The following is a 21,852-nucleotide window of genomic DNA, read 5'->3' as shown; positions in this document are numbered from 1 at the left end:
ACCGGCGGGCGGTAGCGTTCTCATCATGGCGAGCAAGCTGCAGCACACGGTGTCCTATCCCTTCTCCACCGCGCGTCTGTGGGCGATCTACACCACCGAGAAGTACTGGCACGACCTCGTCGAGCGCATGAACTCCGGGCACGGGCATGTCGAGAAGGTGACGATCACCGGCGACACGGTCACCGTCGAGATCCAGCAGGGCATTCCCGCCGACAAGCTGCCGTCCGCGGTCACCAAGGTCATGCCGGGCGACCTCCGAATCCCGCGCAAGAACACATACCGCCTGGTCGGCGACCGGATCGAGGGGGAGACACATGCCACGGTCGAGGGGGCGCCGGTGCCGGTCGACGTCACCGGCACCACCGTGACGTCGGGTGACCCGGCGACCACCGACAACCGCGCCGAGGTGTCGGTGAATCTCCCGCTGTTCGGCGGGAAGATAGAGAAGTCGGTGGTCAGCGAGCTGTCGGCGCTGCTCGACGCCGAGCGCGGACACACCGTCGAGTGGGAGACCGAGAATCCGCTGACGTAGCCTGGTCTGCATGGCACGACGGCTCAGCTACTCCGCTCGGTACACGCAGTCCGCGGAGAAGCTCTACCAGGCCCAGAGCATCAAGCAGTACTGGGACGACATGATGGCGGGCTTCCAGATGATCTCCCCGCATTGCGAGGTCGATTCCTTCGTCTCCGACGAGACGGGTATCCGGGTGGTCCTCAAGCAGACGATCGGGCGTGACCAGCTGCCCGCGCTCGCGCAGACGGTGATGAAGAAGGACATGGTCATCACCCGCGAGGAGACCCTGGGCCCGTTCGACCCGGACAACACGAAGGGCACCTACAACGCCTCGATCCCGGCGGGACCGGGCAGCCTCAACGGTTGGCAGGAACTCTTCCCCACCGAGAACGGTGGCTGCACGATCCGCCGGACCAGTGAGGCGAAGGTCTTCGTCCCGTTCGTCAACGGCAAGCTCGAGCAGATGATCCTGATCAACCTCGTCGACCTGTTCCGCGCCGAGGCCGAGTACGCCAAGGACTGGGTCGACAAGAACTTGTGATCCGAGCCGGCCGCCCGTCCGTCAGGTCCGAGCGCATCGAGCACAGACCGCAGGGCCGGGTCACCCGGGGCACGACGAACATCAACCGGCTCCGGCGGGTGGACAGGTGGATGGTCCACTCCCCGCGGGTGCATGCCGCCCTGGACGTGCCCCGGCCGCTGGTCGTCGACCTCGGCTACGGTGCGCGTCCGGACACGACCGTCGAGATGGCCGAACGGCTCCGCGCGGTCGCCCCGGATCTGGAGATGGTCGGTCTCGAGATCGACCCCGCCCGCGTGGTCGAGCCCCGCGCCGGCGTGCGGTTCGGGCTCGGCGGCTTCGAGCTGGGCGGCCTGCGACCCCGGGTGGTGCGCGCGTTCAACGTGCTGCGTCAGTACGACGAGAACGAGGTCGACGACGCGTGGGCCCGGATCCGTGGTGCACTCTCGCCGGGCGGAGTGATCGTCGAGGGGACGTGCGACGAGATCGGCCGACGGTGCAGCTGGGTGCTGCTAGACGTCGACGGGCCGGTGAGCATGACCCTCAGCTGGGCGCCGGAGCACTCGGACCGTCCGTCGGACCTGGCCGAGCGTCTGCCCAAGGCGCTGATCCATCGCAACGTGCCGGGCGAGCGGATCCACACCCTGCTGACCCTGGCCGATCAGTGCTGGGACATCGCCGCGCCGTTGGCGCCGTACGGCCCGCGCGCCCGATGGGTGCATGCACTGGGTCTGCTGCGCGACCGTGGGGTCGACTGCGAGATGCCGCGGCGCCGCCTGTCCGACAACGTGCTCACGGTTCCGTGGGAGACCGTCGCACCGGCTGGATAGTGTGGCCGTCATGCGTGTCGCGATGGCCCAGATCAGTTCGACCGACGACCCCACCGCCAACCTCGAGACGGTGCGTGCGGTCACCGCGGACGCGGCGTCGCGCGGCGCCGAGCTCGTCGTCTTCCCGGAGGCCACGATGTGCCGGTTCGGGGTGCCGCTGAAGCCGGTCGCCGAGGATCTCGACGGTCCGTGGGCGCGCGGGGTGTCCGAGGTCGCCGCGGCGTCAGGGGTCACGGTGGTGGCCGGGATGTTCACGCCTGCCGGCGACGGCCGGGTCCGCAACACCGTCGTCGTCGCACACCCGGACGGGACACGCCGCGGGTACCACAAGATCCATCTCTACGACGCCTTCGGATTCACCGAGTCGAAGAACGTGGCCGCGGGAGCGGAGCCGCTGACCTTCGCGGTCGGCGACGTCACCGTCGGCGTGGCCACCTGCTACGACATCCGATTCCCCGCATTGTTCACCCACCTCGCACGGAAGGGCGCCCAGGTGATCGTGGTACCCACGTCGTGGGGTTCCGGACCGGGCAAACTCCGTCAGTGGGAGGTGCTGGCCTCGGCCCGAGCGCTGGACTCGACGACCTTCGTCGTGGCCGTCGACCAGGCGTTTCCCACCGACGACGCGGCCGCGTCGTCGAGCGCGCCGACCGGAATCGGACACAGCCAAATCACAGACCCATTCGGTACGTTGGTCGCCGCGTATCCGGATAGCATCCGGGTGGACGTGCACGACCTCGACCTAGCACTGGTCGAGAAAGCCCGTACGCAACTGGCAGTCCTCGCCAACGAGCGCCCACTGCCGGTCGGCGGCGAGACGGACAACGACGTGACGCCGGCCCACACGCGGCTCCGCGAGTCAGACGACCCAGGACGGAACCCATGAGCGACAGCAACACGCCCCGCCCCGATTCCTCATCCGGGGACCCCGCCGACGCAACCGGCAAGCACGATCCGAACACGAACAACCCCGGCGACCCCGATCCCGCGACCGGTGAGCCGACCTCGACGGGCCAGGGCGGCGAATGGCGTCCGGTGTCCGGCACCGAACAGGGCGAGCCGCCCGCGACCGAGCAGTTCGCGACCGAACCGATCGTCCCGGGAGCGCAGGCCTACTCGGCCATCCCGCCGTCCGATGCCGACACCGGTGCCATCGGCGGCGCCAAGCCCCCCACCTCGCAGTTCGCGCCCGGCGAAGACCCGTACGGGCCCGGGACGACCGCCTCGGGACCGATTCCGCCGGGATCGCCCGACGGCACCGGCAGCGGGCCGGTCCTCACCTCCCCGCGCAAGAAGCGGAGCACCCGCAAGATCGTCGCCTTCAGCGTCGTCGGTGTGCTGCTCCTCGCGGTCATCGCCGCGGTCGGCAGCGAGCTGTACCTGCGCAACAAGGTCACCAACTGTCTCGAGGAATCCTTCAGCGGGCTGACCGGCGTGCCGACCGAGGTGTCGCTCAGCCGTAAGCCGATCCTCCTGCAGGGCAGCGGCGACATCCCGTTCGTACAGGTCGACACCGATGACAGCGCCGGGGGCGTCCGTCTGCACATGCGTGCCGACGGCATCTCGGGCACCGAGAACTCCACCGACATCCAGAGTCTCGACGGCACGGGTTTCATCCCCTACGAGCGGATCGTCGAACTCAGCAAGGAGCAGGCCGGGGCGTCCGGTCAGAGCACCGGCACTCCGACCGGGGGCGTCGGCGCGGTCGAGCAGATCACCGGCAATGCGGCCGATGGCACCTTCGAGGTGCAGGCAGCGTTCCCGGTCATGGTCTTCCAGGTGCCGGTGTCGGCGACCATCAAACCGGTGCTGAACGACGGGCGGGTCGACTTCGAGGTCGTGAAGGCCAGCGCCCTGGTCTTCGGCATCCCGCCGGATTTCGCGCAGCAGATCGTCGACCAGATCACGACGTCGTCGCTCGGCCCGTTCTTCGACGAGGTGCAGGTCGACTCGCTCGAGGTGACCGACAGCGGGCTCGAGTTCGCCATCAGCGGTTCGGACGTGCAGCTGACCAGTGAGATGACCGGCACGTCGTCGCAGAGCCAGTCGGGCGGTTGCTCGGTCTGACCGGGACTGGGACTCAGACCGCCGGCGGCGGGTCGACGGTCAGGAACCAGACCGTCGGTCCGTCGGTCAGCGTGAACTCTCCGTAGACCCGGCCGCCCCACTTCCGTGCGTACACGTCGACCATGTGGGCGTCGGCCGTGCTGGCGGTGACCGGCGACCCCGCGCCGAGGGCCTCCTGCAGGACGGGTTCGAGCATCGCCGCGAGAGTGCCGTTCCTTCGATGGGCCGGGTGGACGAGCGCGAACACGATGCTGTGCGCGGAATCGATCGCGAGCGCACGCGATTTCTCCTGGAGTTCACGGAATCGTGGAATCAAACCATCCAGGGCGGTCACGAAATGGCGTGTACGGTTCGCCAGTTCGTCGTCGACCGGTTGGGTCCGATGATCGGGGCCCGCCACCGCGATCAGTCCGGTCAATTCCCCGGTGGTGGCGAACAGGCCCCGCAGGCCCGGTAGGAGATCGGTGAAGAGGACGTCGCCATACCACCGGAACACTTCGGGCGGGGAGTTCTCGCCCAGGAGCCATCGATAGACCGGGACCTCCTGCATTCCCGCCGCGAGAAGGTCGAGCGCGGGCGGGCGGTCGGCGGCCGTCAACGACCGTGATCGAGTCCCGGTCGCGTGAATGCTGACCATTGTTCCATGCCACCATGAAATCCCCGCGAATGTTTCCGGTCGGGTGTATTCCGCGGTCGATGGCACGAGATTCATGTGTTGTTTAGAACGGCATTTGAGAACCCAAACCAAGAATTATTCATATCGCAGGACGATTCCGTGATCGGTCTGTAACGTCGCCCCCGAGTCGTGTGACCAGGTGAGACGCGCGACCGACACTCAGGCATCTCACCATCATCAGAGGAGACGGATATGGCAGGCATAGTCGAGGGCGGTCTCGCGGGTGCGATCGGAGGCGCGGTCGAGGCGATCATCGGCGGGCTCGGTGACGCGGGTTCGATCGGCGGCGGTTCGCTCGGTGGCAGCGATTCGGAGACCTGAATCGACCCGACTCACCACCGGTTCAGCAGTTGATGGCCCCGACGGCATCAATTGCTGAACTGTTTCTGGGCCGAGTCAGTATTTGACGCAGGCGTCCGGACGTTGCATTTTCGATGCATTACACGGGTGATCACATTCGATTTCCGATGATTTCAATTCGGGCAACGTTGCGCTTTCAGCAGGGAAAACGCTGTTTCCGTGGGTCCGATTGTTGCGATATGCGAAAGCTGGTTTCGCTGATAGGGGAGACATTCCCGAAATGAATATGTAACGTCGGCGTCGAGCCGACGCACGGGTGAGAGCGGACGGTGATCGACGAACAATCTCACCGATGACGAAGGGAGCAGATATGTCTGACGCAATCGAGGGTGGCATCTCCGGCGCTATCGAGGAGATCATCGGCAACCTGGTCACCGGTTCGCTCGGTGGCGAGGAAGAGACCCCCGCCGGCTGAGTGCCCAGACTTTGCAACCGCCCCGCGACGGAAGTCGCGGGGCGGTTCGCTGTGTGGGGCCCTCAGTTGAAGACGACGGTCTTACGTCCGTGGACGAGCACCCGGTCCTCGAGGTGCCACCGCAGGCCTCGGCTGAGCACCAGGGCCTCGATGTCGCGGCCCTGTCGGACCATGTCGGCGACCGAGTCGCTGTGGTCGACGCGGATGACGTCCTGTTCGATGATCGGACCGGCGTCGAGGTCGGCGGTGACGTAGTGGCAGGTGGCGCCGATCAGTTTCACACCGCGCGCGAAGGCCTGATGATAGGGCCGGGCGCCGATGAAGCTGGGCAGGAAGCTGTGGTGGATGTTGATGGCCCGCCCGGCCCACGCATCGCACAGCTGCGGCGGCAGGATCTGCATGAAGCGCGCGAGCACCACGGCGTCGGGGTCATAACCCTCGACGATCCGCCCCAGCTCGCCGAAGGCCTCGGCCTTGCGCTCGCTCGCGAACGGAACATGGTGGAACGGGATACCGAACCGAGTGGCCAGGTCTTCCAGTTCGCGGTGGTTGCCGACGACCGCCCGGATGGCCGCCGGCAGTTCTCCACGATGTGCACGTCCGAGCAGGTCGATGAGGCAGTGGGTCTCCTTGCTCACCAGGAGGACCACGGACTTCGTCTCTCGCGAATCGGTGAGGCGCCAATCCGTTTCGGGTCCGAGTTTGGCGGCCACCTCCGACGCGAAGCGCGCGCGCAGTTCGTCCGCGGTCGACGACACCGAATCCGCGCGGATGGCCTGGCGGGTGAAGAACCACCCGGTCTCCTCGTCGGAGTGATAGGCCGCCTCGGTGATCCAGCCCCCGACATCGGTGAGGAAGGTCGAGATCCGCGCCACGATGCCGGTGCGGTCGGGGCAGCCGAGCGTCAGCACGTAGCGGCGCTCGGTCTGGTCTGTCGGGATCGTCTGTGCGGGGGCCACGACAGTCAGTGTGCCAAGCTCGTCGGTGTGACGAACAAGGACCTGCGACGCGGCGACGTCGCCGCCATCATCGACCACACCTTGCTCAAACCCGAGGCGACCCGGGCCGACGCGGAGGCCACGGTCGCCGAGGCCGCACGACTCGGGGTGCTCGCCGTCTGCCTCTCGCCGTCGATGTTGCCGATCGACACCGGGGAACTGCGGACCTGTGTCGTGGCCGGGTTCCCGTCAGGGAAACACCACTCGCTGGTCAAGGCGGCCGAGGCGCGTCTGGCCGTCGACTCCGGGGCCGACGAGATCGACATGGTGATCGATGTGGGTGCGGCCGTCGACGGCCGGTTCGACGAGGTGTTCGCCGACGTCCTGACCGTCCGGGAGGCCGTCGGCGACGACACCCTCCTGAAGGTGATCATCGAATCGGCCGCGCTGCTGCAGTTCGCCGGGCCTGACACCGTCACCGAGGTGTGCCGCCGCGCCGAGCGGGCCGGTGCGTCGATGGTGAAGACGTCGACCGGGTTCCATCCGGCGGGCGGCGCGAGCGTCGAGGCGGTGCAACTGATGCGCGCCGCGGTGAGCGACCGGGTGGGAGTCAAGGCGAGCGGTGGCATTCGGACCGCCGAGGCGGCCGCTGAGCTCATCGCCGCGGGGGCGACCCGGCTCGGGCTGTCCGCGTCGGCCGCCGTGCTCGACGGATTCCCCGTGTAGGCGGCCGGCCGCGGATCTGCGGACCGGCATCGGTCACGCCAGGGCGGAGACCTTGGCGTCGAGGTCGGCCATGACCAGGCTGGCGTTGACCGCGGCACCGGCGGACACGCCCTCGCCCATGGCGACGGTCACCATCGCATGCACGGTGGTGGTGTTGCCCACCGCCCATACGCCCGGCAACGCGGTCTCGCCCATCGGGCCGGTCCCGACCAACCCGTCCATCGGGCCGTCGTCGAGGGTGCCGCCGAGTCGCTCGTAGAGGTCGCCGCGGACGATGAATCGCGGCGAGACGACCACCGCGTCGGCCTCGACCACGGTGCCGTCGGTCAGGAGCACGCCGTCGAGGTGGGCAGAACCGTTCTCCGCGCGCGTCCGGACGCGCTCGACGCGGGCGTCGACGATGTCGATGCCGACCGCGGCGAAGTGCGACCGGTCGTCGTCCGACAGGGCGTCGGGATCGTGCGCGACCACGGTCACCCGGTCGCTGAGCTGGCGGAACATCAGTGCCTGATGCGCCGACATCGGGCTCGTCGCGATCTGCACGATGCGTGTTCCGCGGACCTCGTAGCCGTGGCAGTACGGGCAGTGCAGCACATCGTGTCCCCACAACTCCGCGACGCCGGGGAGGTCGGGGAGTTCGTCGACCAGGCCGGTCGCCAGGATGAGGCGACGGGCCGCGACGACCTCGCCGGAGGACAGCCGCAGGGTGAAGTCGTCGACGGTGCCGGCCGCGTCGACGACTGTGCCGGAACGGATCTCGGCGCCGTATCCCGTCGCCTCCGCCCGGCCGCGGGCGAGTAGCTCCAGGGGTGCGATCCCGTCCTGCCCCAGCACATTGTGGGCGCCGGCCGCCGGTGCGTTGCGCGGTTGCCCCGCGTCGATGACCACGACCTTGCGCAGTGATCGCGCGAGGACGGTCGCGGCGCTGAGTCCGGCAGCTCCGCCGCCGACGATGGCCACGTCGTATTCGGTTGTGGGGAAATCTTTTCGGGCGGATGAGGAGTTGGTCATCGTTGCTCGCTCTCGGGGGTGGGAATGGGGGAGGTGCGCGGCCGGGCGATCCAGAGGAGTCGTCCGGCGGCGAGGGCCAGGTCATCGAGACGATTCCGCGCGTCTGCCTCGGTCAAGTCGTCGAGCAGGGCGAGGTCGGCGGGTTCGAGGGTGTCGGCCAAACGGTGCCGGAACTGGGCGAACCAGTGCCGGGCGTACCGCGCGACCGAAGGGCTCGGGTCGCTGCGCCGGACGTGGACGGTCTCGGCGCGGAGTACCTCGTAGTCGACGTCGTCAAACGCGTCGGTCCAGTCCACGAGCGCTTCCCACCCGGCCCCGGCGGCCGCGGTCTGACAGCGGTCCTGCAGCCCGAGCAGTTCGGCGTCCTCGTGGGCGGGGACGAAACGCGGGACGCCCGCCATCTCGGTGATCACGACGATGCCGTCCGGTCCGAGCGAGGTCGCGGCCTCCCGCAACAGGCGCTGCGGATCGGCGACGTGATGTAGCGACATCGCCGCCCACACGACGTCGGGCATTCCGAGCGGCGGCAGTCCGTCGTCGAGATCGGCGACGACGGCGGTCACTCGATCGTCGAAACCGCCCTCCCGTGCGCGTCGTTCGACGAGCGCGACCATGTCGGACGACCCGTCGACCGCCAGGATCGAGGCCTGTGGGAAGCGGCGAGCGAGCGCCTCGGTGCCGGTGCCGGTCCCCGCCCCGAGGTCGGCAATGCGCGCGGGTACGCGCCCCAGGGTCTCCGCGACGAGACGGGCGGCGTCGCCGAGGTAGTCGGCCATGAGCTCGGCGTCGAGGTCGAGGACCGCGGCGAGCCGGGCGTGGTTGTGGTGGTCGGCGTGGTTCGCGTGCTCGTGATGTGCGCCGGTCGGATAGGGATGGTGCGTGCTGGTCATGACCTCACGGTAGCGCCGGCATGCCCGGATGGCATAGAATCTTGCCAATGACGCAAGAACTCGACGCGGTGGTCCGCCAGCGCATCCGCGGCCTCCGCATCGCCAGGGGCTGGACGCTCGACGCGCTCGCCGCCCGGTGCTATCTGTCGCCGTCCACACTGAGTCGGATCGAGACCGGGCATCGGCGGGTGGCGCTCGACCAGCTCGTGCCGATCGCCCGCGCGCTGGGCACGACCCTGGATCAGCTGGTCGAACCGGCGGACGACACCGACGTCGTGATCCGGCCCCAGCCGCACGAGGTGGAGGGCATGACGATGTGGCTGCTCTCGCGGGAGAACGCCCCACAGGGTGTCACCGTGGCGAAGATGCGGTTCGACCGCGAGCAACCCGTCGGTGACCTGCGCGTCCATCCGGGCTACGAATGGTTCACGGTGCTGTCGGGAACCGTGAGGCTGTGGCTGGGCGACCGCACGATCCTCGTGCCCGAGGGTGACGCCGCGGAATTCTCGACGATGATCCCGCACGCCATCTGCGCCTATCAGGGCCCGGCGGAGGTGCTGTCGATGATGGACCACGCCGGCGAGCGCGCGCACCTGCCGTCCGTGCGAACCGGACGCGCGGCCCGCGACGACGACGCCCCGGACGCCTGACCACCTGCCCCGCAGCCTCACACCACCGATGCGAGGCGGCGCATCGGTACTGTTGTTGCGGTGATGACTCCCCAGACCTCGGTGAACCGACGCTCCGTGCTCGCCGCGGCCGGGGTCGGAGCGCTCGGGGTCGCGGTGGCGGCCTGCTCCGGCTCCGGCCTCGGCCCCGGAGACGACACACCGGCCGACCCGCCGGTCACCCTGACTTTCACCCCGGCCCTCGATGCCGAGCCGGCCACCCCGACCGCCGAGTTCTCGGTCAAGGCGACCGACGGTTCTCTCAACCCCGACGTGAAGCTGACCAACCCGCGCGGCGTCGTGGTGAAGGGTCAGTTGTCAGAGGACCGGACGACCTACACGATCGGAGAGCCCCTCGGTTACGGCACCGAATACACCTGGAGCGGAACGGCGGTGGGTCTCGATCGCAAGGTCGTGCCGGTCGCCGGGACGTTCACCACGCTGCAGCCGTCGAGTCAGGTGAACGTCGTCGTGAACATCGGCGACGGTCAGGAGGTCGGCATCGCGGCGCCGATCATCCTGAAGTTCAACGGGACGGTCGAGGACAAGGAGGCCGTGGAGCGGGCGCTGACCGTCACCACCACACCACCCACCGAGGGGTCGTGGGCGTGGCTCGGCGAGGACAACGGCTCCCGCGTGCACTGGCGCCCCCGCGAGTACTACGCACCCGGCACGAAGGTCGGCATGGCAGCCAAGCTGTACGGCCTCGACCACGGCGGCGGCGCGTACGGAGCGGCCGACGTGACCAGCGACTTCACCATCGGGCGGGCCCAGGTGGTGAAGGCCGAGGAGTCCTCGCACCGGATCGTGGTGCTCCGCGACGGTGTCGAACTCATGGCGCTGCCGTGCAGCTACGGCGGCGGCGACCTCGACCGGAACGTCACGCGCTCGGGCATCCACGTGGTCACCGAGAAGTACGAAGAGTTCTTCATGAGCAACCCGGCCGCGGGTTACTTCAACATCCGGGAACGCTGGGCCGTGCGGATCTCCAACAACGGCGAGTTCATCCACGCGAACCCGGCGACCGTGAACGTGCAGGGATCGGCGAACGTCACCAACGGATGCATCAACCTGTCGGAGGCCGACGCCGAACGCTACTTCCGGGTCGCGGTCTACGGCGACCCGGTGGAGGTGACCGGGACGCGGATCGCGTTGTCGGAGGCCGACGGCGACATCTACGACTGGATCTACGACTGGGAGACCTGGCAGGGCATGTCGGCCATCAAGGGCGAGGTCCGCGAGACCTCGGTCCCGGCCACGCCCAGCGGGGCGCCCACCTCGAACGCCCCGGCCCCGCGCTAGCCGTTAGCCGGTCTTGATGTTCCGCCGGGCCGAGGCCTGATCGCGCGGCTTGAGGATGATCTGGTCCAGGTTGACGTGCGGCGGCCGGGACGCGACGAACCCGATGACCTCGGCAACGTCCTCGGCGACGAGCGGTGTCAGGCCCTCGTAGACCTTGTCGGCGCGTTCCTGGTCGCCCTCGAAGCGGACGAGGGAGAAGTCGGTCTCGACCATGCCCGGCGCGATCTCGGTGAGCCGGACCGGCTTCCCGAGGAGTTCATAGCGCAGGGTCCGGTGGGTGACACCCTGCGCGTGCTTCGCCGAGGTGTACCCGGCGCCATTGTCGTAGGCCTCGAACGCCGCGATCGAGGTGACGGTGACGATCAGGCCGTCACCCGACGCGATGAGTGCGGGGAGCAACGCCTTGGTGACCCGCAGGCTCCCCAGCACGTTGGTCTCCCACATCCAGCGCCAGTCGTCGAGGTCGGCGGTCGACACCGGGTCGAGTCCCTTGGCGCCACCGGCGTTGTTCACCAGCACGTGCACCGTGTCGAGGCCGTCGACAAAGGCGGCCACGGACTGCTCGTCGGTGACGTCGAGTTGTCTTCCGGTGCCGCCGATCTCGTCGGCCAGCGCGGTCACCCGATCGACCCGGCGCGCCCCCAGCACCACGTGGAAGCCCTGCGAGGCGAGCTGTCGCGCGGTGGCCGCGCCGATCCCCGAACTGGCGCCGGTGACCACGGCGATCGGTCGGTTGTCCGTCGACTGGGAGGCGTTGTCGGTGCTCATGGGCTCAACCTTACGGACCGCGCTGCTACATTCGTCGCATGCGTGGGGGAGTGATCCCGGCGGCGCTGCAACTGACCTCCACTCCGGCGGCGGCGGTACTGCACGCGATCCGGGTCGGCGGACCGGTGACGCGGGATCAGCTCGCCGCGACGACGGGTCTGTCGCCGGCCACCATCAACCGTCAGGTGCACGCGCTGGCCGCTCACGGTCTGGTCGTCGAACGCCCCGATCTCGCCGGGCCGAAAGCGATTGGCCGGCCCAAGAATCCGCTGACCATCGACCGCGACTCGCTGTGCGTCGCGGGTATGCACATCGGTGCCCGTCGGACCGTGCTCGTCATCGCCGACCTCGGCGGCCGCACACTGCACAGTCACGCCGTGCTGACGCCGACCGGCGATCAGGAGGACGCGCTCGCGCACCTCAGCGGACTGCTCGCCGAACTCGCCGCCCGGTTCAGCGGGCGGCGGGTGCTGTGGGGAGGTGTCGCGGTCGGTGGCGCGGTCGATGCCGAGACCGGGGTGGTGAACCACCGGGTCCTGGGCTGGCATCAACTCGCCGTGGGCGCAACACTTGCCGGGAGCCTCGACACGCCGGTGTCGGTCTGTGAGCACGTCGAGGCGATGGCGGCCGCCGAGTTGCTCCTGTCGCATCCGCGCGACGACGGGGGTTCTGGGCTGTTCTTCTACGCCCGCGAAACGGCCGGGATGGCAATGACTCTCGACGGCCGCGTGCACGTACCGGAGCGTGGCGCGGGCACCATCGCGCACTTGCCGGTCACGGCTCCGGTGCTCGCCCCCGGGCTCACCCGGGTCCGGTTGCAGAACGTCATCGGCAACGACGCCGCGGAGGTCGCGGCGCGTCGGCTGGGGATCAGCCCGACCTCGGCCCGGATCGCCGACGAGCGGGCCCGGGTGCTGGGAGAGTCGGTCGCGCTCATCCGGGATGTGATCAACCCCGATGCCATCGTCGTGGCCGGCGACGCGTTCGCCGCACACCCGCACGGGCTCGCGCCGGTGCAGGCGGCCTTCGACGAGGCGACCACGCTGACCTGGCCGCTGGAGATCGCGCCGTCGAGATTCGGTGTGCGCGTGCAGGAGAGCGCGGCGGTCGTGGTGGCGCTCAGCGTCATCTACGCGGATCCGATCGCGGCGATGGCGACGCTGTAGACAGGCCGTCGGCCCGCCTGCCTCTGCCGTCGTCGCACGCATCCCCTACGGTGTGTCCATGACGCTGCCCCGCGATGTATCCGCACGGCTCGAGGTGCGGGTCGACGACCCCACCGAACTGGAGATGCAGATCACCGTCGCCCGATTGCCCGGCCTCCAGTTGGAAGAAGAACTCGAGGTCGAATTCGACGGACAGTCGGTGACGCCCGAGGAGATCATCGGGCCGCACGGTTCCCGGATCCATCGGCTGCAGCTCGAGCGGGGTCTGCTGACCATCGACTACCGGGCGTCGGTCCTCACGCCCGCCGATCCGCTGCCCGTCGACATCACCGACCGCTCGACGTACCTGCGGCCCAGCAGATATGCCGAGTGCGACAAGTTCTTCGGCTTCGCCGCGGGTCAGTTCGACGCATCGTTGCCCGACGGGGAGATCCTGACCCAGGTCGCCGCATACGTCTCGGACCGCCTCAGCTACATCCCCGGGACTTCCGACCCCATCGACGGCGCCGCCGACACCCTGCTCGCCGGTGCCGGGGTCTGCCGCGACTACGCGCATCTCGTCGTCGCGCTGCTGCGGGCCCTGAACATCCCGGCCCGCCTCGTCGCGGTGTACGCCCCAGGGTGTTCGCCGATGGATTTCCACGCCGTCGCCGAGGCGATCGTCGACGGTGAGTGGGTGGTGGTCGACGCGACCGGGCTTGCCCCACGTCAGAGCCTCGTGCGGATCTCGACCGGCCGCGATGCCGCCGACACCGCGTTCCTCGACAACCATCGCGGGTCGATCAACCTCAACTCCTACGAAGTGACGGCGACGGTGCGCGGCGAGCTGCCGATCGACGACGGGAATGGGCGCGTCCGGATAGGGTGAGCGCGTGCATGCGCTCACCTGTCCGGTCTGCAATGCGTTGTCGGGCTTCGATCGTCAGACCTGCCCGAACTGTGCGACGACCATGGGCGTGCACCTGCCGTCGCGGTCGCTGTACGCGGTCGGGCCGGAGGGGGTCGAGATCGACGGCGCCCGGTGGGTGTGGTGTGCGAATCGTGATCGGACGCAATGCAACTGGTTGACCCTCGCCGAGGTCACCGAGGACAGCATCGGCCTGCGGGGTCGGTGTTTCCCCGAGTCGCTGATCCGGCGTCAGCCCGACGCCGAGGACACGCTCGCGCTCGAGAAGCTCGCGCCGGCATCGTTCGACCTGCGGCTGCTGGTGTACCAACTCGTCGATCTGGGTCTGCCGGTGGAGCCGTTCTGGCGCACCGAGGGCGGCCTGGCCTTCGACCTGTTGTCGAGTCAGACCCTCGGCCGGCCGGTGATGATCGGGCACGCGGGCGGGGTGGTGACCATCGACCTCGCCGAGACCCAGGACGCCTATCGGGAGCGCCTCCGGGTCGACCTCGGCGAGCAGTACCGCACCATGCTGGGTCATTTCCGCCACGAGACCGGGCACTACTACGAACACGTCCTCGTCGAGACCGGCCCGGGCGCGGAACGCTACCTCGACCGGTGTCGGGACCTGTTCGGCGACGAACGCGCGAGCTACGCCGACGCGATCAACCGCCACTATCGGTTCGGGTCACCGGAGAACTGGCGCGAGTCGTACATCTCCGAGTACGCCACGATGCATCCGTGGGAGGACTTCGCGGAGTGCTTCGCGCACTACCTCCACATCACCGGGACCATCGACACCGCCCGGGAATCCGGGCTGAATCTCGACGCGCAGCAGGTCCGGTTCACCATGGACCGTGACATCGTGCCGCTCCGGTCGTACGCCGACGAGCCGATCGAACGGCTGCTGTACGACTGGAAGTGGTTGTCGCTCATGCTGAACCGGGTGAACGTGGCCATGGGACGCCGCCCGCTCTATCCGTTCACCATCCCCGAACCCGTCGTGCGCAAACTCGGCTTCGTGCACGAGGTGATTCGGGAGAGCGCCCGGCGGGCGGTGACGACGGACCCGCTCGTCGCGGCCCCGGCGCAGCTGGCCTAACCGGCCGAGGCCGTCCGCGCCCGCTGCTCGGCCACGAACGCGAGAACCGTTGCCACATCGTCGGTGTCGGCGATGCGATAGTCGGCGGCGGTGTCACCTTCGCCGACCTTGATGCCGATGTCACCGGTCTGGGGACGCAGGTGCGCGAAGGCCTTCTCGTCGGTCACGTCGTCGCCGAGATAGATGACCGCGTCGGCGCCGACGGCCGCGCGCAGGGTGTCGAGGGCGTGGCCCTTGCTGGTCTCGATCACCGCGAGTTCGAGGACGGCCTTGCCCTCGGTGGTGTGCACCCCCGGCCAGGAGGCCGGACCGGTGCGGGCGCGATCGAGCGCGGCGACGGCGTCGGACGCCGACGCGTTGCGCACGTGCAACACCGTGCTCGCCGGTTTGACCTCGACGGTGCTGCCCGGGAATTCCGCGGCGATGGCGCGCAACTCGTCGATCAGGCGGGTCAACAGCGCGCGCGCTTCGTCGGTGACCTCGACCGCGAACCCGGACTCGAACTCACTGCCGTGACTACCTACCAGCACGACCGGGGCAGTGAGGCCGGACAGTTCCGCGAGCACGGCCCGTTCGCGGCCGGACACCACGGCGACGACGGTGTCGGGAAGTGCCGCGGCGGCGACGAGCGCGTCGATCGACGCGGGTTCGGGGACGGCGTCCTCGGGACGCGCGACGATTGGCGAGACACATCCGTCGTAATCGCTGGCCACGAGCAGCACCCCCACGCCGGCGGCCCGGACCAGCGCGTCGGTGAGTTCGGCGGGAATCCCGGTGTGGTTCACTCGGGCTCGTCCACCAGATGAACACCCCGGTTGGGCGACAGTTCGGTGTCGGAGTCGGCGCCGAGGGTGCCGAGGAAGCTTTCCGCCCACTTCGCGACGTCGTGGGCGAGGACCTGCCTGCGCAGCGCGCGCATGCGCCGCCTGCCCTCGTGTTCGCTCTGTTCGACCGCGGCCTCGATCGCGTCCTTGACGCCGTCGAGGTCGTACGGGTTGGCCTGGTACGCCGAGCGCAGTTCGGCTGCCGCGCCGGTGAACTCGCTGAGGACGAGTGCGCCGCCCAGGTCGCCCCGGCAGGCCACGTACTCCTTGGCGACGAGGTTCATGCCGTCGCGCAGGGGCGTGACCAGCATGACGTCGGCCGCGACGAAGAAGGCGACGAGTTCCTCACGCGGCACCGGTCGGTGCAGGTACTGCACCACCGGCTGGCCCACGGTCGCGTGGGTGCCGTTGATGTTCCCGACGAGTTGCTCGATACCGGCGCGCATCTGCTTGTAGCTCTCGACGCGCTCGCGGCTCGGCGTCGCGAGTTGCAGCATCACCGTGTCGGCGGGATCGAGTCGCTTCTCGGCCAGCAACTCGGAGATGGCCTTGAGCCGGACGTCGATGCCCTTGGTGTAGTCGAGCCGGTCGACGCCGAGCATGATCGTCTTCGGATTGCCCAGCTCGCGGCGGATCTCGGCGGCGCGCTCCCGGATCTTGCGGGTCTTGGACAGTGCGTCGAGCTCCCCGGAGTCGATCGAGATGGGGAACGCGCCGACGCGCACGGTGCGGAATCCGACCTGCACCACGCCGAAGCGCGACCGCACCCCAACGGTGCCCTTGCTGGTGGCCTGCCCGGCGAGGCGTCGGGCGAGGAAGAGGAAGTTCTGTGCCCCACCCGGCAGGTGGAAGCCGATGAGATCGGCGCCGAGCAGGCCTTCGACGATCTCGGTCCGCCACGGCATCTGCATGAACAGCTCGACCGGCGGGAACGGGATGTGCAGGAAGAAGCCGATCTTGACGTCGGGCCGCAGCATGCGCAGCATCTTCGGCACCAGTTGGAGCTGGTAGTCCTGCACCCAGACGACGGCCCCCTCGCCCGCGGCTCGCGAGGCCGCCTCGGCGAAGCGCCGGTTCACCTCGACGTAGGTGTTCCACCATTCGCGGTGGTACTCGGGCTTGACGATGACGTCGTGGTAGAGCGGCCACAGGGTGGCGTTGGAGAAGCCCTCGTAGTATTCGGCGATCTCTTGCGCCGACAGCGGGACCGCGTGGATGTCGATGCCCTCGATGTCGGGGTTGTCATCGGAGTCGGGGATGCCCGACCAGCCGACCCAGGCCCCGGTGTTGGCGCGCAGGATCGGCTCGAGCGCGGTCACGAGTCCGCCGGGGCTCTGCTTCCAGTTGACGGTGCCGTCGGGAAGGACCTCTTTGTCGACGGGCAGGCGGTTCGCGACGACCACGAACTCGGCCCCGTCATGGGTGGACCGGTCGGTGCCGGTCACTCCGCCGGTGTCGGGGTTGGTTTCTCCTGCTCGCGGAGCCACCTGCTCAGGCGTTCTCGCCCGGCGCGATCCCCAGCATGGCGAACAGCATCCGGCACTCGTCGGCGTCGGTGGCGTACGCGGCGACGACTCGGCGCGCCGAGTTGGCGGTCTCGTCGGCCACCGGCTCCAGTTCGTCGTCGGTGATGTCGGTCGCGTCGGTGGTCTTCGCGGGCATGTGAGTCCCCTCGTTGTGCGGCATGGTGTGCGGTTCGGTGCGCGGTGACGAGGCGCAGCCGTGCGGTGTCTCGGTCCGTTGCTGACTGGAGCGGCCGTCCGATGACACGCCCGACTCCGCATTCTACCCGGACATCGGTGGTGCTCACGGCCACCCGTCCGGCGTCAGCGTCGTGGCGGTGGCGGCCGCCACCGGTTCGCTCGGACCCGGCGTGCGGCCGCGTCGGCCTGCCGCGCCTCACGGGCTTCGCGCAGGGCGATCCGGCGGCGGAGACGCCAGTCCGGACGGGGTGGCAGCTGAGGGCGACGCAGCGACCGGGCGACGAACTCGCCCAGCGTGACCCCCGCAGCGAGGGCGCAGCCGATGGCCAGCGCGTTCGCGATCCAGGTGAATCCGTCGAGCGTCTGGTCGCCGAGGATGCCGTAGAGGCCGCGATACACCGCGAGACCGGGCAGCAGCGGGGTGATGCCGGCCACCGCGACGACCAGCGGCGGGGTCAACGCGCGGCGTGCCAGCAGGCCGCCGATCAGTCCGACGAACGCCGCCGCGAGACCGTTGGCGATGACGTCGCCGATGTCGGTGAACGTCGAGGCCGCCGCGACCGCGGTGCCGATGAAACCGCCGAGGAACGCCACGCCGAGGGCGCGCGTCTCGGCGTAGCTGGCCAGCGCGTAGGCGCAGGCGGCGACCGCGCCGGCGACCACCCGGATCGGCAGTTCGACGACCTCGAAGCTGGTGGTCGTGGTGATCGTGGGCAGGAAGATGCCGCCCGCCTCCAGGATTCGGATCGCGACGCCGACACCGGCGATGATGCCGCCGGTCATCAGCAGCAACTCGAAGAACCGGGCGACACCGGTGATCGGTGCGCCGGTGATCGCGTCCTGGACCGAGCCGACGAGGGACAACCCCGAGAGCAACACGACGATGCCGGCCGCGATGACCTGCGACGGCGCGATCTGCACACCGAGTCGTTCGGCCGCGGCGAAGACCAGGGCGGCCGGGACCACCGCGATGAAACCGCCGGTCAGCTGCTGGAAGAAGACCGGTGTCCCGATGCGGTTGAGCCAGCGGTTGACGGTGACCGTCACCACGGTCGTCAGGAAGGCGAGCGCGGCGACGAGGTATTCGCCGCCGAGGAGCACCGCGATGCCCGACGCCATGATCCCCCAGGCGGTCGTGGCCAGCCAGTGCGGATAGGGGTGCGGCGCGGTGATGATCTCGTCGACCATCTGGTGGGCGGTGGACGGGCTGATGAACGAATCGCGGATGCGGCGGACGAGCCGGTCGACCTGCGCGAGCCGGGTGAAGTCCATCGACCGGTAGTAGACCTGCTCCATGGTCGTGATCGGCGGGAGCGTCGCGCCGCGCCGCGCGCTGACGACGATCGTGTTGTAGGTGACATCGACGTCGACGTCCTCGAGGCCGTACACGCCGGCGACGAACTTGATCTGCGTCTGGGTGTCGATGGCCCCGGTGCCCGAGTCGAGCAGCACCGCCCCGATCTTCGTGGCGAGATCGAGGACCTCGGTGATCGCCGCGACGTCGAACGGTTCGATCGGCTTACGTGGCGACACCATGATGCTGCCCGGTTCGATGGTGTCGATCGTCGCCTGCCGGCTGCCGCTGAGCCGACGCAGGACACGGCCGATCTGTTCGCGCACGCAGGCCTCCTCGGGTCGATGGTGGAGTGCTCGCGGGGTAACCGACACCCGGCCGGTGCAACCCTGACAGGAGACTGGATACACCTCGTCCGTCCGGACGACTCCGGCAGGGTCGGCGGAGGAGCCGGGAGCGGCGGTGAGCGCCGGTGACCGGGGTGACGACGGCGACCACTCGTCTACGATCGCGGCATGTCCTCGGTGCAGATCAACGGTCCGCGAGACGGCCACACCCGCAGTGCCACGGTGAGTCCCGGGAGTCTCGTCTTCACCGCCGGTGCGGCCCCCATCGACGACGACGGCGCCACCGTCGCACCCGGGAACGTTCGCGAACAGGCCGTGCAGTGCATGAGAAACCTCGAGGCCGCGCTGATCGAGTCCGGCGCGACGCTGCGCGACGTCGCGAAGGTCACCGTCTTCGTCGCCGAACACCTGCAGGCCGATCTGGTGGTCGCGTGGGACGCGGTGACCGAGGCCTTCGGCGATCACAAGCCGGCCGGCAGCCTGCTGGGCGTCTCGGTCCTCGCCTACGACGATCAGCTGGTGGAGATCGAAGCGGTCGCGGCCATCCGGGGCTGATCGCGGCCCGGCCGGTCCGCCGGGTGCGGATGAAGCGGAAGAGGTCCGGCGGATATACTCGCTCGCGCGCCTCCTTAGCTCAGTGGTAGAGCACTCGCCTTGTAAGCGAGCGGTCGTCGGTTCAATCCCGACAGGGGGCTCCACGCACGAACGCCGCGCACCTCTTCCGGTGCGCGGCGTCTGACATTTCGTGGGTTTCGGCTCGCCGGCCGGGGCTACCAGATGACGGCGAGGCCCGCGGCGAGCAGGGACAGGGCGCCGGCGGACCAGAAGAGGGCGCGCGGTACGGGTTCGCCGGTGCGCTTCTGCCGAGCGCTGCCCATGCCGAGGATTCCGCCGAGGACGAGCAGGATCACCAGCTTGATGCCGATCTTCGGGTAGTTCAGCTCGATACCGGCCGGCCACGGCGCCGCGAGCGCGAGCCCGGTCAGCAGGGACAGCAGCAGTCCGTAGTCCATCACGCGGGTGAACCGGAACTCGCGAGCCACGAGTTGGGTGACCCAGCCGCCGAAGGTCACGGCGAAGCCGATGATGTGCAGGAAGATTACGACGTTGCGTAGTAGCTCCATGCGGTCACCATACCCAGCAGACACGGCCGAGTTCTGGATTACGAGAACGGGTTCACGGTGCACGATGGACGGATGAAGCACGACGAACCGGGCACCTCCGCCAACTCGACGTCCCCGACCGACGGCGTGGCTCCGGACGGGACCCGCCCAACGGCCCAGACCCGGGTCGGCACCTTCCCCGGGGTCGCCGGGGAACGGGCCGACGTGTGGCGGGGCATCCGGTACGCCCGCCCGCCCGTGGGGGAGTTGCGCTGGCGCCGTGCGATTCCCCTCGAGGAGGCCGATGCGCCCGAGGACGTGGTGGATGCCTCGACCTTCGGCGCGGTCTGCCCGCAACAACTCAACCCCGCCGTACGTCTCGGTCCCGATGTGGTCATGGACGAGGACTGCCTGTTCCTCAACGTCTGGACCCCGCCGGGGGCCGCGGAGCACGCCGACGACGCCATCGGACTCCCGGTCATGGTGTGGCTGCACGGCGGCGCCTACGTGCTGGGGTCGGGGGCCCAGCCGTTCTACGAGGGCTCGAACCTCGCCGCCACCGGCGACGTGGTTGTCGTGACGCTGAACTATCGGCTCGGTGTGCTCGGGTTCGCCGACCTGTCGTCGATCGACCCGCGGTTCGAGTCGAATGCCGGCCTCAGTGACGTGCTCACCGCGTTGGGCTGGGTCCGCGACCACATCGCCGCCTTCGGCGGTGATCCCGACAAGGTGACGGTGTTCGGCGAGTCGGCGGGCGCGGGACTGGTCACCGCGCTGCTCACCATGCCGGCCGCGGCCGGGCTCTTCGGCCGGGCGATCGCGCAGAGTTCGCCCGTGACGTCGATGTACGGTGCCGACCGGGCCGCGCGGGTCGCCGACCAACTGCTCGAGGCCGCCGGCATCGACGCCGGTGGACTCGACACCGGCGAGATTGTCGGGCGTCTCGAACAACTCGACGGCATGACCTGTTCGGCGATCACCACCACCCTGTTCGAGAAGGTCCCCACCGAGGTGCCGGGGACCATCGCGTTCGCACCGGTCATCGACGGCGATCTGCTGCCCGAACATCCCCTCGACGTCTATCGCGCGGGTCGGGCGCATCCGGTGCCGCTGATCATCGGGACCAACCGCGACGAGGCGAATCTCTTCAAGTACATGAAGTCGCCGCTGATGCCGATCACCACCGCCGACATCGAGCGCATGTTCGCCGGGATGGCGAAGGAGTATCCGGACGTCGTCCTGCCCGAACGTGCGCAGGTGCTCTCCGCGTATTCCGGTCTGCGCCCGAAGGTCACCGGACTCGGCGTGGCCCGTGACGTGGCGTTCCGCATGCCCACGCTGTGGCTCGCAGAGGCGCATGCGCGTTCGGCGCCGGTCTATGTCTACCGCTACGACTGGACGACGCGAATGTTCCGGCTGCTCGGTCTGGGGGCCGCCCATGCGACCGAGGTCCCGTACGTGTGGGGGAATCTGGGCAACGGGCCGAAGGACATCACGTTCCTGCTCGGCGGGCGTAAGCAGGGAGAAGCGGTGTCGGAGAGGATGATCCGACGGTGGACCGCATTCGCACACGGTCAGGAGCCGGACGCCGGGGCGCTCGGGGATCCCTGGCCGACCTACGACACCGGCCATCGCCCGGTGTTGCGCATCGACGCCGAGGACCGGGTCGTGCAGAACCTCGACGGCGACATCTGGGAGGCGTGGGGCGACGAGGTGCTCGGCTTCCGCTGAGCCGCAACTGC

The 21,852-nt window shown here is 69.0% G+C and carries 24 protein-coding genes and 1 tRNA gene; 15 read left to right on the top strand and 10 right to left on the bottom strand.

Going from position 1 to position 21,852, the window contains the following annotated elements:
* Positions 1 to 25: 25 nt before the first annotated feature.
* The 5 genes from AS181_RS09105 (at position 26) to AS181_RS09085 (ending at position 3,931) form a co-directional block, all read left to right on the top strand.
* Positions 26 to 532, top strand: a complete 507-nt coding sequence (locus AS181_RS09105; RefSeq protein WP_058251266.1) for a DUF2505 domain-containing protein — start codon at positions 26 to 28, stop codon at positions 530 to 532.
* Positions 533 to 542: 10 nt separating this feature from the next.
* Positions 543 to 1,055 (top strand): DUF2505 domain-containing protein, encoded by a 513-nt coding sequence (locus tag AS181_RS09100; protein ID WP_058251265.1) that lies wholly within the window; start codon positions 543 to 545, stop codon positions 1,053 to 1,055.
* Positions 1,056 to 1,165: 110 nt separating this feature from the next.
* Positions 1,166 to 1,864, top strand: a complete 699-nt coding sequence (locus AS181_RS09095; protein WP_058251417.1) for a hypothetical protein — start codon at positions 1,166 to 1,168, stop codon at positions 1,862 to 1,864.
* A gap of 10 nt (positions 1,865 to 1,874) precedes the next feature.
* Positions 1,875 to 2,750: a carbon-nitrogen hydrolase family protein gene (locus AS181_RS09090; RefSeq protein ID WP_058251416.1), complete on the top strand. Its 876-nt coding sequence runs from the start codon at positions 1,875 to 1,877 to the stop codon at positions 2,748 to 2,750.
* Positions 2,747 to 3,931: a DUF2993 domain-containing protein gene (locus AS181_RS09085; protein WP_058251264.1), complete on the top strand. Its 1,185-nt coding sequence runs from the start codon at positions 2,747 to 2,749 to the stop codon at positions 3,929 to 3,931. The genes AS181_RS09090 and AS181_RS09085 overlap by 4 nt, the downstream gene beginning before the upstream one ends.
* Before the next feature lie 13 nt (positions 3,932 to 3,944).
* Here the strand turns inward: AS181_RS09085 and AS181_RS09080 are convergent, their stop codons facing one another.
* Positions 3,945 to 4,568 carry a hypothetical protein gene (locus tag AS181_RS09080; RefSeq protein ID WP_058251263.1) on the bottom strand — a complete coding sequence of 208 codons (624 nt, stop codon included), beginning with the start codon at positions 4,566 to 4,568 and terminating at the stop codon, positions 3,945 to 3,947.
* Positions 4,569 to 4,799: 231 nt separating this feature from the next.
* Here AS181_RS09080 and AS181_RS25615 point away from each other — a divergent pair, with 231 nt between their 5' ends.
* Positions 4,800 to 4,928 carry a hypothetical protein gene (locus AS181_RS25615; RefSeq protein WP_264186680.1) on the top strand — a complete coding sequence of 43 codons (129 nt, stop codon included), beginning with the start codon at positions 4,800 to 4,802 and terminating at the stop codon, positions 4,926 to 4,928.
* A 516-nt stretch (positions 4,929 to 5,444) separates the two neighbouring features.
* Here AS181_RS25615 and purU read toward each other — a convergent pair.
* Complete coding sequence (gene purU, locus AS181_RS09075) at positions 5,445 to 6,341, bottom strand: formyltetrahydrofolate deformylase (protein WP_058251262.1); 897 nt, start codon at positions 6,339 to 6,341, stop codon at positions 5,445 to 5,447.
* Between the two features lie 27 nt (positions 6,342 to 6,368).
* On the opposite strand from purU, the gene deoC reads away from it, so the two are divergent.
* The gene (gene deoC, locus AS181_RS09070; protein ID WP_175404302.1) at positions 6,369 to 7,046 is read left to right on the top strand and encodes a deoxyribose-phosphate aldolase; all 678 of its coding nucleotides are present in this window, start codon (positions 6,369 to 6,371) and stop codon (positions 7,044 to 7,046) included.
* A gap of 33 nt (positions 7,047 to 7,079) precedes the next feature.
* Here the strand turns inward: deoC and AS181_RS09065 are convergent, their stop codons facing one another.
* On the bottom strand, positions 7,080 to 8,057 hold the full coding sequence (locus AS181_RS09065) for an NAD(P)/FAD-dependent oxidoreductase (RefSeq protein WP_058251261.1): 978 nt from the start codon (positions 8,055 to 8,057) through the stop codon (positions 7,080 to 7,082).
* Positions 8,054 to 8,947 carry a class I SAM-dependent methyltransferase gene (locus AS181_RS09060; protein WP_058251260.1) on the bottom strand — a complete coding sequence of 298 codons (894 nt, stop codon included), beginning with the start codon at positions 8,945 to 8,947 and terminating at the stop codon, positions 8,054 to 8,056. Before AS181_RS09060 ends, AS181_RS09065 begins: the two co-directional genes overlap by 4 nt.
* 47 nt (positions 8,948 to 8,994) lie before the next feature.
* Here AS181_RS09060 and AS181_RS09055 point away from each other — a divergent pair, with 47 nt between their 5' ends.
* Together AS181_RS09055 and AS181_RS09050 are read left to right on the top strand one after the other, a co-directional pair.
* The gene (locus AS181_RS09055) at positions 8,995 to 9,597 is read left to right on the top strand and encodes a helix-turn-helix domain-containing protein (protein ID WP_058251259.1); all 603 of its coding nucleotides are present in this window, start codon (positions 8,995 to 8,997) and stop codon (positions 9,595 to 9,597) included.
* 63 nt (positions 9,598 to 9,660) lie between these two features.
* The gene (locus AS181_RS09050; protein WP_058251258.1) at positions 9,661 to 10,917 is read left to right on the top strand and encodes a L,D-transpeptidase; all 1,257 of its coding nucleotides are present in this window, start codon (positions 9,661 to 9,663) and stop codon (positions 10,915 to 10,917) included.
* Positions 10,918 to 10,920: 3 nt separating this feature from the next.
* Here AS181_RS09050 and AS181_RS09045 read toward each other — a convergent pair whose 3' ends face one another.
* Positions 10,921 to 11,685 (bottom strand): SDR family NAD(P)-dependent oxidoreductase, encoded by a 765-nt coding sequence (locus tag AS181_RS09045; RefSeq protein ID WP_058251257.1) that lies wholly within the window; start codon positions 11,683 to 11,685, stop codon positions 10,921 to 10,923.
* A 38-nt stretch (positions 11,686 to 11,723) separates the two neighbouring features.
* Between AS181_RS09045 and AS181_RS09040 the strand changes: the two genes are divergently transcribed.
* From AS181_RS09040 to AS181_RS09030, 3 genes are read left to right on the top strand one after another with little or no spacing between them, the layout of a single operon-like run.
* Positions 11,724 to 12,851 carry an ROK family transcriptional regulator gene (locus AS181_RS09040; protein ID WP_058251256.1) on the top strand — a complete coding sequence of 376 codons (1,128 nt, stop codon included), beginning with the start codon at positions 11,724 to 11,726 and terminating at the stop codon, positions 12,849 to 12,851.
* Between the two features lie 58 nt (positions 12,852 to 12,909).
* Positions 12,910 to 13,719, top strand: a complete 810-nt coding sequence (locus tag AS181_RS09035; protein ID WP_058251255.1) for a transglutaminase-like domain-containing protein — start codon at positions 12,910 to 12,912, stop codon at positions 13,717 to 13,719.
* 4 nt (positions 13,720 to 13,723) lie between these two features.
* Entirely contained in the window at positions 13,724 to 14,839 is a 1,116-nt protein-coding gene (locus tag AS181_RS09030) for a zinc-binding metallopeptidase family protein (RefSeq protein ID WP_058251254.1), read from the top strand.
* Here AS181_RS09030 and otsB read toward each other — a convergent pair.
* The 4 genes from otsB to AS181_RS09010 all read right to left on the bottom strand — a co-directional run bounded on the left by otsB (position 14,836) and on the right by AS181_RS09010 (position 18,986).
* Entirely contained in the window at positions 14,836 to 15,624 is a 789-nt protein-coding gene (gene otsB, locus AS181_RS09025; protein ID WP_058251253.1) for a trehalose-phosphatase, read from the bottom strand. The two genes, AS181_RS09030 and otsB, sit on opposite strands and share 4 nt — an antisense overlap.
* Entirely contained in the window at positions 15,621 to 17,108 is a 1,488-nt protein-coding gene (locus AS181_RS09020) for an alpha,alpha-trehalose-phosphate synthase (UDP-forming) (protein ID WP_058251252.1), read from the bottom strand. The genes otsB and AS181_RS09020 overlap by 4 nt, the downstream gene beginning before the upstream one ends.
* A gap of 46 nt (positions 17,109 to 17,154) precedes the next feature.
* Positions 17,155 to 17,325: a hypothetical protein gene (locus tag AS181_RS25130; RefSeq protein WP_165630609.1), complete on the bottom strand. Its 171-nt coding sequence runs from the start codon at positions 17,323 to 17,325 to the stop codon at positions 17,155 to 17,157.
* 164 nt (positions 17,326 to 17,489) lie between these two features.
* A complete protein-coding gene (locus tag AS181_RS09010) occupies positions 17,490 to 18,986 on the bottom strand; it encodes a threonine/serine ThrE exporter family protein (RefSeq protein ID WP_058251250.1) in 1,497 nt (498 codons plus the stop codon).
* A gap of 189 nt (positions 18,987 to 19,175) precedes the next feature.
* Here AS181_RS09010 and AS181_RS09005 point away from each other — a divergent pair, with 189 nt between their 5' ends.
* Together AS181_RS09005 and AS181_RS09000 are read left to right on the top strand one after the other, a co-directional pair.
* A complete protein-coding gene (locus AS181_RS09005; RefSeq protein ID WP_058251249.1) occupies positions 19,176 to 19,562 on the top strand; it encodes a RidA family protein in 387 nt (128 codons plus the stop codon).
* A gap of 68 nt (positions 19,563 to 19,630) precedes the next feature.
* A tRNA-Thr gene (locus tag AS181_RS09000) sits at positions 19,631 to 19,705 on the top strand.
* A 72-nt stretch (positions 19,706 to 19,777) separates the two neighbouring features.
* On the opposite strand, the gene AS181_RS08995 is transcribed toward AS181_RS09000, so the two are convergent.
* On the bottom strand, positions 19,778 to 20,131 hold the full coding sequence (locus tag AS181_RS08995) for a hypothetical protein (protein ID WP_058251248.1): 354 nt from the start codon (positions 20,129 to 20,131) through the stop codon (positions 19,778 to 19,780).
* A gap of 72 nt (positions 20,132 to 20,203) precedes the next feature.
* On the opposite strand from AS181_RS08995, the gene AS181_RS08990 reads away from it, so the two are divergent.
* Positions 20,204 to 21,841, top strand: a complete 1,638-nt coding sequence (locus AS181_RS08990; RefSeq protein WP_175404301.1) for a carboxylesterase/lipase family protein — start codon at positions 20,204 to 20,206, stop codon at positions 21,839 to 21,841.
* Positions 21,842 to 21,852: the final 11 nt, after the last annotated feature.

The sequence above is a fragment of the Gordonia sp. SGD-V-85 genome (assembly GCF_001456905.1).
GTDB lineage: Bacteria > Actinomycetota > Actinomycetes > Mycobacteriales > Mycobacteriaceae > Gordonia > Gordonia hongkongensis.
This window is presented reverse-complemented; position numbering and strand designations above follow the sequence as displayed.